This is a genomic window from Pontibacter sp. LHS1 (assembly GCF_058932855.1).
In genome coordinates this window covers 37460-48131 of sequence record NZ_JBZYWF010000019.1, presented here as the reverse complement: position 1 = coordinate 48131, position 10672 = coordinate 37460, and the positions used below count along the sequence as shown (strand labels likewise).

Here is a 10672-nt window from a genome sequence, read left to right as displayed (position 1 = left end):
AATCCTGTGTATCCTTCCTAAACCTGAAAATACTTGGGCTAAGGATTCTATGTATAGATTCAGATAATCAATTCCTATACCTGTTTTTAGAGTGGGGTTTAAACCAAACCCCTTCCCAAAAGTCTTAAATTTTGTAACTTGTAAGCTTCAAGAGCAATCATCATCACATGAAAGAACTGCAGGATATCGTACGGGCGTATGAAGTGGCGCAGGTAGAGGGGAAGCAGGCAGCACTGGCGACGGTGGTGCAGGTGCAGGGTTCTTCGTACCGGAGGCCCGGTGCGCGTATGCTGGTGACGGAGGACGGGCAGCTGACCGGCGCGATCAGCGGGGGCTGCCTCGAGGGGGATGCCCTGCGCAAGGCCCGTCTGGTGATGCACGAGCAGAAGTCCTTGCTGGTGACCTATGATACCACCGATGAAGACGATGCGCAGCTGGGCGTAGGCCTGGGCTGCAATGGCATCATTCAGATCCTCATTGAACCCATTAATCCCGAAGATCCGGCAAATCCAATCGCATTCTTTCAAGCATTTCTGAGTAACCGGCAGTCGGCGGTGGTTGTGACGCTTTTTTCTTTGGAAAGCCGCACCGACTTGCAGCCGGGTACCTGCCTGTTTATACCTGAGAAAGGAAATTTTTCTGGAACATGCACTGATCCCATGCTGCATCGAGCTTTGCTCACCGATGCACAACAGGTGCTGGAACAGCGGGCATCGCTTACCAAAACCTACGTGACAGACGAAGGTGCACTCACCGGCTTTGTGGAGTTGCTGCAGCCTGCTGTGTCGCTGGTGGTGGTCGGAGCTGGTAATGATGCTATACCACTTGTGAACATGGCCGCTATACTGGGCTGGCAGGTAACGGTGGTTGACGGTCGTGCGAATCACGCCAAAGCGAGCCGGTTTACGATGGCGCAACAGGTGCTCGTGGTGAAGCCGGAACAGGTTTTGACGCAACTTATACCTGATGAGCAGACTGTCTTTGTGCTGATGACGCACAATTACAATTATGATATGGCCATGCTACGTCAGCTTTTGCCGCTGCCTATACCTTACATTGGCTCTCTGGGGCCTAAAAGGAAACTGGAGCGTATGCTAAACGAGCTGCAGGTCGAAGGGATGAAAATCACCGAAGACATGCGGCAGCGGGTATACGGTCCGACCGGGCTGGAGATTGGAGCAGAGACTTCCGAGGAAATCGCCCTGTCCATTCTGGCTGAGATAAAGGCAGTGCTGGCGAACAAGCCTGGCGGACTTTTGCGCGATAAGCCGGGTGCTATACATGATCGCGGAGAAGAGAACCTGGAATTGGGCAAACAGACGACCGTGTCCGGATGTTTTCTGTAAGCGGACTGGTTATACTGGCGGCAGGGGCTTCCACCCGTTTAGGTCAGCCGAAACAATTGTTGCGTTACCAGGGCAATAGCTTGCTGCAACGTGCAGCTCAGGTGGCTCTGGAAGCAGGTTTCTCGCCTGTTGTCGTGGTGCTTGGGGCGCATGCAGAGAAGCTTATACCTGAACTCAACGGCCTGCCTGTCACACAGGTGCAGAACCCGGACTGGCAGGAGGGGATGGCATCTTCTATCCGCACAGGGCTACAAGAACTTTTAAGGTTGAAGCCCGATCTGGCGGATGCGACCTTTATGGTCTGCGATCAGCCTTATGTGGATGCAAAAGTGTTACAGCGTCTGGTGCAGGCAAAACAGGACGGCCGAAGCGGTATTGTAGCCAGCGCCTACCAGGGAACACTGGGTACACCGGTGCTTTTCGACATGGTCTACTTTCCGGAGCTGCTGGCGCTGCAGGGGCAGGAGGGAGCCAAGAAGATCATCATGCAACACAGGTCTGCGGTTAGCTCCCTGCGTTTTGAGGCTGGCGCCACCGACATTGACACAGCGGCAGATTATGCAGCGCTTGTGCAGACAGATTTGCCGGATTAAATAAGACATAAAGCGGGGCTGCTTATTCCCCGCTCCATATATTTTTCTAACTTAGAGTTTAAAATTTTAAAAAGAACGATGGCAACATACAAGCTGCAAATCAACGGCCGAAGCTATGAGGTCGATGTAGAGCCGGATACCCCGCTGCTTTGGGTACTGCGCGACAACCTGGGACTGGTAGGCACCAAGTATGGCTGCGGCATCGCGCAGTGCGGTGCCTGTACGGTGCATGTAAACGGCAACGCCATGCGCTCCTGTGTATACCCGGTTTCGGCCGCTGCCGCAGCCAAGATTACCACAATCGAGGGACTGTCAGAAGCGGGTGACCATCCGGTGCAGCTGGCCTGGGACGAAGTGGATGTGGCGCAGTGCGGCTACTGCCAGGCCGGTCAGATCATGACGGCCACAGCGCTGCTCAACAAGAACCAGAAGCCTACTGCCGAAGAAATCGATAATGCCATGAACGTTAACATCTGCCGCTGCGGTACTTACCACCGCATTCGGGAAGCTGTTGCATTAGCCGCCACTAAACTCAAATAAGCCATGTCAGACGTAACACAGGAAAGCAGACGCAATTTCATGAAGCTGTTCGCCGTGGCGGGCGGCGGTCTTGTACTGGGTTTCAACTCGACCAGCTCAATTGCCTCGGGTCTGGGCCTGATTGACGGATCCAACCTGCCGGCAGCTGCCATCGATTTTAACAGCTACCTTTCTATTTCGCCGGATAACATCATTACCATCCTTTCGCCGAACCCTGAACTGGGACAGAACATCAAAACCTCTTTCCCGATGATCGTGGCTGAGGAACTGGATGCCGACTGGACCAAAGTGAAAGTGGTGCAGGCTCCGCTGGATACTAACAAATTCGAGCGCCAGGTAACAGGAGGCAGTGGTGCCGTGCCGCACTCCTGGGAGCGCCTGCGCAAGGCTGGAGCCACAGCCCGCCAGATGCTGATGGAGGCCGGGGCCAGGCGCTGGAACGTAGCGGCCAACTCGATCACCACAGAAAACGGCATGGTAGTGCACGCTGCCAGCGGCCGCAAGCTGAGCTATGGCGAACTGGCAACCGAGGCTTCCAAGCTGCCGGTGCCGACTGATGTGAAGCTGAAGGATAACAAGGACTTCAGGCTGATCGGCACGGCTGTTCGCAATGTCGACAACCATGAGATGATCACCGGCAAGCCGCTGTATGGGCTGGATGTGTACAAAGAGGGAATGCTCTTCGCCATGATCCAGCGTCCGGAAGCTTTTGGCATGAAATTGAAGTCAGTAGACGCCGCCAAAGCCAAGGCGATGCCGGGGATTGTAGATGTGGTAACCTTCAATAACAATGTGGCCGTGGTGGGTAAATCGACCTGGCAGGTAATGAAGGCCCGCAAAGAGCTGAAAATAGCCTATGAACCGGATGGCGCGCTGGAAAGCTCTGCTGACCACGACCGCCTGTTCAAGGAATTGCTCAACAGTCCAGAAGCTACCGTGCGGCGCAAAGACGGTGATGTGGAGGCGGCTTTTAAGAACGCAGCCAAAGTAATTAAGAGCGAATACCAGTGCCCGTTCCTGTCGCACAGTCCGATGGAGCCAATGAACTTCTTCGCGCATGTGCGTCCGGATGGCGTAGAGCTGGCTGGTCCAACTCAGACACCGCAGCGTGCCCGCGACATGGTGGCGAAGCTTTTAGATATAGCTCCTGAGAAAATCACGCTGGAGCTGACGCGACTGGGCGGTGGTTTCGGTCGCCGCCTCAGTGCCGACTATGTGCTGGAGGCCGCCGAACTTTCAAACATCATCAAGGCACCTGTGAAGGTGATCTGGAGCCGGGAAGATGATATGTCCGGCGGTACCTATCGTCCGGCCGTTCGCTACCGTTTCGAAGCAGCCCTGGATGCCAAAGGCAACATGATCGGCTATAGGCTGCGAGGCGTTGGCATCAACTCCGGCAATCCTACCCGTGAAGACAACTTTCCATCCGGTGCCGTAGCGAACCTGTTGATCGATTCGGTTGAGCACAAATCGCCGATCACAACCGGTCCGTGGCGTGCGCCGATCACGAACTTCCTGGCATTTGCAGAGCAGGCCTTCCTGGATGAGGTGGCGCAGGCCGCGAAAAAAGATCCGGTACAGTTCCGTCTGGAGTTGCTGGACAAGGCCAAAAAAGCACCGGTAGGGGAGATCAAATATGATATCGACCGCATGCGTGGCGTGATCGAACTCGCCGCTGAGAAATCAAACTGGGGCAAGAAAAAAGGCGTGCACCAGGGCTTTAGTGTTTACTTCTCGCACCGTTCCTATGTGGCGCAGGTGGCAGAGGTGAAGCTGGTGAAATCGGTGCCGGTAGTCGAGAAGGTATACGCTGCCGCTGACTGTGGCATTGTGGTGAACCTGAGCGGTGCCTACCAGCAGGTGCGCGGCGGTATCGTGGATGGTCTGGGACATGCCATGTACAGCAAACTCTCTTTCAAAGACGGAGCGGTAGAGCAGAAGAACTTCAACAACTACCGACTGATCCGCCTGAAGGAAGTGCCGGAGATTGACGTGCATTTTGTGAACAATGGCATTGACCCGACAGGCCTTGGCGAACCCGCGCTCCCACCAACCGGAGGCGCCGTAGCCAACGCCATTTTCAAGGCCACAGGCAAACGCCTCCGCAACCAGCCTTTTATGGAGCAGGTGGAGTTTAAGAGTGCGTAGCTAAGTTAGGTTTTTGATTGGCAGGGGGATGACAAGCACTTGCGATTAGCTACTGCAGTTGATCAGGCAAAGTGCTGACGAACCACCCCTGCCCCTCCTTAACCAAGGAGGGGAGCTTTTCCTACTACATCAATTTGGATGTATATAGTGAAGGAATTTAGTTAATGAAGAGTAACAGTAGCTATTATACTACTACAGACCAAACAGTAATATCAGGCTCCCCTCCTTGGTTAAGGAGGGGTTAGGGGTGGTTTGACCCGGTATTACAATCAAAACACCCGCAGCAGTTAACGAGTACAGATTAAACATGTTGGTAGACAGACACGGAAGGAAGATCAACTATTTGAGACTGGCGGTGACCGACAGGTGTAATCTGCGTTGCTTTTACTGCATGCCGGAGCAGGGGCTGGACTGGCTGTCGAGGAGCGAGCTAATGACCTACGAGGAAATGCTGCACATCAGTCAGGTGATGCTGCGCATGGGGGTAGACAAGATCCGGATCACGGGCGGCGAACCTTTCGTGCGCAAAGATTTCATGTCCTTCCTGACAAGCCTTTCCCAGCTGCAGGGGCTGCAGCAGCTAACCCTCACCACCAACGGTGTACTCACCGCTCCCTTCGTGCCGGAGCTCAAGAAGATAGGGATTCATTCCGTCAACCTGAGCCTCGATACCCTTGACCCGAATCGTTTTTTCACTATTACCCGACGCGATGTGCTTTCGGCCGTGCTGGAGACACTGGAGGCTTTGCTGCAGCACGGGATCGAAGTGAAGATCAATGCCGTAGTGATGGAAGGGAAAAATATTGAGGACATCCAATCGCTGGTGGCGCTGACGAGAGACAGTCCGGTGAGTGTACGCTTTATTGAAGAGATGCCTTTCAATGGTGGAGAGAGCCACTACACCACCCTTCACTGGGACCATTGGCGCATCCTGGAGAAGATCAAGGAGCAGTACCCGGACATCCGGAAATCCATCGATCCGCCGCACTCTACTTCTTATAACTACCAGATACCGGGGCACAAGGGCAGTGTCGGCATTATTGCCGCCTATACCCGCTCGTTTTGCGGCACCTGCAACCGCATCCGACTCACCCCGCAGGGTGAGCTCAAGACCTGTCTCTACGGTGACAGCGTGTTAAACGTAAAAGATATGATGCGCAGCGGTGCATCGGAACAGCAACTACAGGAAGCCCTCAGCCAAGCCATCAGCCAGAAGGAAAAAGATGGTTGGGAAGCAGAGAAAAACAGTCAGTCCCTGCACGCCTCCATGGCCCGGATCGGCGGCTAATACAACACAGAAACATGATACCAGTTCAGGAAGCGGAAGCCATCATACAGGCACAGGTAAGGGATTTTGGCACCGGGCAGCTGCCTTTTGAGCAGGCCCTGGGCCGGGTGCTGGCCGAGGACCTACGCACCGATCGCGACCTGCCACCCTTCAATCGGGTAGCCATGGACGGCATTGCCATCCGTTACGAAGCTTTTGCCGCAGGCACACGCACCTTCCGCATCAGAGGCACGCAGGCAGCAGGCGATCAGCCGATTGAGATTTCCTCTTCAGATGAATGCGTCGAGATCATGACCGGAGCGGCACTGCCTGCCTCTGTTGACACTGTGATCCGCTACGAAGACCTGGAGCTGCAGGACGGACAGGCAACGGTGAAAGTTGATGTGCTGCAGCAAGGGCAAAGTATCCATGACCAAGGGAAAGACCGAAAACAAGGTGAGATAGTAGCCACAGCTAATCAGGTAGTTACGGCTGCCTTAGTAGGTATGGCCGCAGCGGTGGGGGCGACGCAACTCACTGTCAAGAAACTACCCCGCACGGTCGTAATCTCCACCGGCGATGAACTGGTTGACGTAGAGGATACGCCTTTGCCTTTCCAGATCAGACGCTCGAACAGCTACATGGTAAAAGCAGCTTTAGAAAAGTACGGTCTTATACCTGATCTCCTGCACATACCTGATAACCAGACCGCAATACAGGCACAGCTGCAGGACTGTCTGCAGCGCTACGACGTGCTGATCCTGAGTGGTGGCATCTCCATGGGTAGGTTCGACTACGTGCCGCAGGTGCTGGAAGAGCTGGCGGTGGAGAAGCTGTTCCATAAAGTGCGGCAGCGACCAGGCAAACCATTCTGGTTCGGAGCACATGCCCGAGGTGCTGTAGTGTTTGCCTTGCCTGGTAATCCGGGCTCTACCTTCATGTGTTTGCACCGCTATTTTATACCTTGGTTGCAGGCTTGTTTAGGTATAGCCAAACCGGCAGGTATGCATGCGGTGTTGGCTACCGACTTTTCTTTTCACCCACCGCTTCAGTATTTCCTGCAGGTAAAGCTAAACATCAGCGAGCAAGGTCAACTATTGGCTACGCCTCTGGAAGGCAACGGCTCCGGTGACTTTTCAAATCTGGTAGAGGCGGACGCTTTTCTGGAGCTACCGGCGGAGCAGAGCGTGTTTGGAAAAGGGGAGGTTTTTAGGGTGTGGCCGTTTAGGGAGCCGTTTGTATAAGTAATAACGTTGCCCTCGCTTGCCTCTGGCGGGTGTGAGCTATCCCGTGGCGTCCCGCCACGTGTGCCGACAGGCATGAAAAAAGCACCTGGAGTCCGCATTATAACTCACACTCGCGGGATGCAAGCGATAGGAGACTTACTAACTACACAGTTTAAAGAAGCATGACCGATTTTTCACACTTAAACGATAAAGGCCAGGCGACCATGGTAGACGTGGGCGGCAAGCAGGCGACACACCGGACCGCTACGGCACGCAGCATTGTGTCGCTGCCGCCGGAGGTGCTGGAGAAGTTTGCGTCCGAAGACATTCAGACTAAAAAAGGATCGGTGTTTCAAACAGCGATCATTGCCGGTATCATGGCGGCCAAGAAGACGGGGGAGCTGATTCCGCTTTGTCACCCGATAGGGATGGACAACTGCCATATCACCATCCAGCTCAACGAACAGCAGGAAGTGGTGATTGACTGCACGGCCAGTATCACGGCCAAGACAGGTATAGAAATGGAGGCGCTGGTGGGGGCCTCGGTGGCAGCGCTCACCGTGTACGACATGTGCAAGGCGCTGAGTCACGACATCGTAATCAAGGAAACGAAGCTGATCGAAAAAACAGGAGGGAAGCGTGACTTCAAAAGAGCATAGTAAACACAGCAAAATTGCCCGTCCGGCTTATGGCAACTTCGGGCGCAACGAGTGGGCTATTGTGGGCGCACCTTGCGGCAAGATAAAAGCACTGGCGGATGATCTGATCAAAGGCTTATCGGCAGACTATAAATGCGCCTATGTGGATGCACAACATGCGAAGGCTGATGAAGAAGCGACCCTCCCAGGGCGTTTGGCTTCGGGCGCTGTGGCAGAGTATACCGACCAGATACACTACCACCAGCTTGACATGAAGCGGGAGCTGAACCAATTCAGTTTCCGACAGCTGTTTCAGGACACGGACCTGGTGCTGGTGAACGGCAATCACCAGCAGGCGAAGGCACAGGTGGTGATCATCGATGAAGCCAAAAGAGCATCGCTACAAAAAAGGCTACCGCAACTGACCAACGTGGTGCTGTTCCTTCTGGTTGAAGGTATGGAGGAGGTATACGATTTCCTGCAGGAGGCTATATCGGATTGGCAGGCTATACCTGTGCTGAAGCTGAGCGAAACTGATAAGATTGCCGCCTTCTTCCAGGAGCAGATGCGACAGGCCCGGCCGAAGCTGAAGGGACTTGTATTAGCAGGTGGACAAAGCCTGCGCATGGGACAGGACAAAGGCGCGATAGCCTGGCACGGAAAAGAGCAACGTTACCACATGGCGGATATGCTGCGCGAGCTTTGCCAGGAGGTGTACATTTCCTGTCGGCCGGAACAGCAGACGGAACTGGATGCCAACTACAACTCCCTGCCCGACACTTTCACCGGACTAGGACCTTACGGCGCCATCCTCTCTGCCTTCCGCGAAGATCCGGATGCGGCCTGGCTGGTTGTGGCCTGTGATCTGCCCTTGCTTGATGGAACTACACTGCAGCACTTGCTGGAGAACAGAAACACTTCTGCCATCGCGACTGCCTACGCTAATGCGCAGGATGGATTTCCGGAACCGCTGATCGCCATTTGGGAACCGAAGAGTTATCCGGTGCTTCTCTCGTTCCTGGCGCAGGGCTATACCTGTCCACGCAAAGTATTACGTAACAGCGAGATTCACCTGATCACCGCGCCCGATGCCGATGCGCTCCGCAATGTGAACACGCCGGAGGAACTGGAACAAGTGCAGGCTCTCCTCCAACAGAAAACTACTACCTGATGCAAGCTTCCGACTTATTGCGCTACAGTTGTCAGATCACCTTACCGGGTTTTGGCGAGGCGAGTCAGGAGCGCCTGCAGCAGGCGCGTGTGCTCGTGGTGGGCGCAGGCGGACTAGGCTGTCCCGCGGCGCAATACCTGGCGGCTGCAGGTATAGGCACACTAGGTATAGCCGACTTCGATACGGTGTCACTGGGCAACCTGCACCGGCAGGTGCTCTTCACGCCAGCCGAGGTGGGACAGAATAAAGCCCGCGTAGCTAGCGAAAAGCTGCAGCAGCAGAACCCAGGTATACAATTGGTGGCGCACGAAATGAAAGTAACCGCCGCCAATGTGTTGGACTTGCTGCAGCATTACGATATCGTGCTGGACGGCACGGATAATTTCGACACGAAGTACCTGCTCAATGATGCATGCGTACTAGCCGGAAAGCCGCTCGTGTATGGAGCTATCTACCAGTTCGAAGGGCAGGTGGCGGTGTGGAATGTGCCGGGCGAGGACGGTGCTCGTAGCCCGAACTATCGCGATGTTTTCCCGGAGGTAGATGCCTCGCAGGTTCCGGATTGTGCTGAGGGCGGCGTGATTCCGACACTGGCTGGTATGATCGGCTGCATGCAGGCCAACGAGGTGCTCAAGCTGATCACCGGTATCGGAGAGCCCTTGATAGGGAAATTACTTTTACTTGATGCCCTGTCGATGCAAAGCCGTATCATCAAGGTCGGTAAGGTCTCAAAGGTGACAATAGACAGGCTGCCGGAAACAGAGGAGGTACCGCTTATTTTGGTCGCAGAACTGAAACAAGGTATAGCCAACGGCCTTTACGAACTGGTGGATGTAAGGCGCTTCGAGGAACGGGAAGCCTTTCACATTGGCGGCAAGCATGTGCCACTCGACAGGCTGGGGGAGGAGATGGCCCGGCTGCAGACAAACAAGCCGCTGGTATTTTATTGTGCTTCAGGCAAGCGGAGCGGAGAGGCTGTAAAGACTATTCGGAAGCAACACCCGGACCTGCAGGTATATTCCCTTGAAGGGGGCATGAAAGCCTGGAAAGAACAGCAATAGCTAAGGGTGGGCCGCCACCCATACCTCTCCGTCCCCGAAAATTTCTTTCTTCCAGATCGGCACAGTTTCTTTCAGCGTGTCGATGATGTAGCGGCAGGCATCGAATGCGGCGGCACGGTGGGCAGCGGCTACGGCAATGATCACCGGCACTTCGCCTACCTGTAGCACGCCAGTGCGGTGGTGGAGCAGTATCTTCTCGATGGGCCACTGCGCCTGCGCCTGTTCCGCAATCTTTCGCATTTCTTTCAGTGCCATCTTGCCATATGCCTCAAACTCCAGCCGCAGCACCGCTTTGCCTTTGGTGGCATTGCGCACTGTGCCAATAAACACGTCAATGCCCCCGCAAGACGTCGACATTACCCAGTCGATGCAGGCCTGAATATCGAGCGGCTCCTCTGTTAGTTTTATGTCGATCATGTCCTTTGTGCTTAACCGCCGCTCACCGGTGGAATAATGGCCACTTCATCTTCCTGTACCAGTTCCTGACCGGCCTCGGCGTACTCGTCGTTCACAGCGATCATAAAGGAGGACAGCTGTTTCAGGCGGGGGTAAGCTGTTTCGAGTGCCGTCCGCAGCGCCTCTACGGTTGCTTCTCCTGAGAGCGCTACTTCTGTGGACGATTCTCCAAATATGTCTTTGGCGATCCCGAATGCCAGGACTTTTATTTTCATACCGATGAGAC

At 54.6% G+C, this 10672-nt stretch carries 11 protein-coding genes; 9 read left to right on the top strand and 2 right to left on the bottom strand.

Features of this window, described 5'->3' with window-relative positions; all coding sequences use genetic code 11:
- The first annotated feature begins 167 nt into the window (after positions 1–167).
- The 9 genes from AC5FXQ_RS21130 (at position 168) to moeB (ending at position 9990) form a co-directional block, all read left to right on the top strand.
- Positions 168–1346, top strand: a complete 1179-nt coding sequence (locus tag AC5FXQ_RS21130; protein ID WP_493604399.1) for an XdhC family protein — start codon at positions 168–170, stop codon at positions 1344–1346.
- Positions 1334–1939: a nucleotidyltransferase family protein gene (locus AC5FXQ_RS21125; protein ID WP_493604398.1), complete on the top strand. Its 606-nt coding sequence runs from the start codon at positions 1334–1336 to the stop codon at positions 1937–1939. Before AC5FXQ_RS21130 ends, AC5FXQ_RS21125 begins: the two co-directional genes overlap by 13 nt.
- Before the next feature lie 78 nt (positions 1940–2017).
- Positions 2018–2479 carry a (2Fe-2S)-binding protein gene (locus AC5FXQ_RS21120; protein ID WP_493604397.1) on the top strand — a complete coding sequence of 154 codons (462 nt, stop codon included), beginning with the start codon at positions 2018–2020 and terminating at the stop codon, positions 2477–2479.
- Between the two features lie 3 nt (positions 2480–2482).
- Positions 2483–4627 (top strand): xanthine dehydrogenase family protein molybdopterin-binding subunit, encoded by a 2145-nt coding sequence (locus AC5FXQ_RS21115; protein WP_493604396.1) that lies wholly within the window; start codon positions 2483–2485, stop codon positions 4625–4627.
- A gap of 307 nt (positions 4628–4934) precedes the next feature.
- The gene (moaA, locus tag AC5FXQ_RS21110; RefSeq protein ID WP_493604395.1) at positions 4935–5915 is read left to right on the top strand and encodes a GTP 3',8-cyclase MoaA; all 981 of its coding nucleotides are present in this window, start codon (positions 4935–4937) and stop codon (positions 5913–5915) included.
- 14 nt (positions 5916–5929) lie between these two features.
- The gene (locus AC5FXQ_RS21105; RefSeq protein WP_493604394.1) at positions 5930–7138 is read left to right on the top strand and encodes a molybdopterin molybdotransferase MoeA; all 1209 of its coding nucleotides are present in this window, start codon (positions 5930–5932) and stop codon (positions 7136–7138) included.
- Positions 7139–7302: 164 nt separating this feature from the next.
- The gene (moaC, locus tag AC5FXQ_RS21100; RefSeq protein WP_493604393.1) at positions 7303–7779 is read left to right on the top strand and encodes a cyclic pyranopterin monophosphate synthase MoaC; all 477 of its coding nucleotides are present in this window, start codon (positions 7303–7305) and stop codon (positions 7777–7779) included.
- Entirely contained in the window at positions 7760–8929 is a 1170-nt protein-coding gene (locus AC5FXQ_RS21095; RefSeq protein ID WP_493604392.1) for an NTP transferase domain-containing protein, read from the top strand. Before moaC ends, AC5FXQ_RS21095 begins: the two co-directional genes overlap by 20 nt.
- Positions 8929–9990: a molybdopterin-synthase adenylyltransferase MoeB gene (moeB, locus tag AC5FXQ_RS21090; protein WP_493604391.1), complete on the top strand. Its 1062-nt coding sequence runs from the start codon at positions 8929–8931 to the stop codon at positions 9988–9990. The genes AC5FXQ_RS21095 and moeB overlap by 1 nt, the downstream gene beginning before the upstream one ends.
- Here the strand turns inward: moeB and AC5FXQ_RS21085 are convergent, their stop codons facing one another.
- Positions 9991–10407 (bottom strand): molybdenum cofactor biosynthesis protein MoaE, encoded by a 417-nt coding sequence (locus AC5FXQ_RS21085; protein ID WP_493604390.1) that lies wholly within the window; start codon positions 10405–10407, stop codon positions 9991–9993. It abuts the gene before it with no gap.
- 11 nt (positions 10408–10418) lie between these two features.
- On the bottom strand, positions 10419–10661 hold the full coding sequence (locus AC5FXQ_RS21080; protein ID WP_493604389.1) for a MoaD/ThiS family protein: 243 nt from the start codon (positions 10659–10661) through the stop codon (positions 10419–10421).
- Positions 10662–10672: the final 11 nt, after the last annotated feature.

Excerpts from the sequence above, each read along its gene's own strand:
- AC5FXQ_RS21125 (WP_493604398.1), top strand. The coding sequence starts at position 1,334 with ATGTTTTCTGTAAGCGGACTGGTTATACTGGCGGCAGGGGCTTCCACC.
- moaA (WP_493604395.1), top strand. The coding sequence starts at position 4,935 with ATGTTGGTAGACAGACACGGAAGGAAGATCAACTATTTGAGACTGGCG.
- moaC (WP_493604393.1), top strand. The coding sequence starts at position 7,303 with ATGACCGATTTTTCACACTTAAACGATAAAGGCCAGGCGACCATGGTA.
- AC5FXQ_RS21080 (WP_493604389.1), bottom strand. The coding sequence starts at position 10,661 with ATGAAAATAAAAGTCCTGGCATTCGGGATCGCCAAAGACATATTTGGA.
- AC5FXQ_RS21115 (WP_493604396.1), top strand. The coding sequence starts at position 2,483 with ATGTCAGACGTAACACAGGAAAGCAGACGCAATTTCATGAAGCTGTTC.
- AC5FXQ_RS21120 (WP_493604397.1), top strand. The coding sequence starts at position 2,018 with ATGGCAACATACAAGCTGCAAATCAACGGCCGAAGCTATGAGGTCGAT.
- AC5FXQ_RS21130 (WP_493604399.1), top strand. The coding sequence starts at position 168 with ATGAAAGAACTGCAGGATATCGTACGGGCGTATGAAGTGGCGCAGGTA.
- moeB (WP_493604391.1), top strand. The coding sequence starts at position 8,929 with ATGCAAGCTTCCGACTTATTGCGCTACAGTTGTCAGATCACCTTACCG.
- AC5FXQ_RS21105 (WP_493604394.1), top strand. The coding sequence starts at position 5,930 with ATGATACCAGTTCAGGAAGCGGAAGCCATCATACAGGCACAGGTAAGG.
- AC5FXQ_RS21085 (WP_493604390.1), bottom strand. The coding sequence starts at position 10,407 with ATGATCGACATAAAACTAACAGAGGAGCCGCTCGATATTCAGGCCTGC.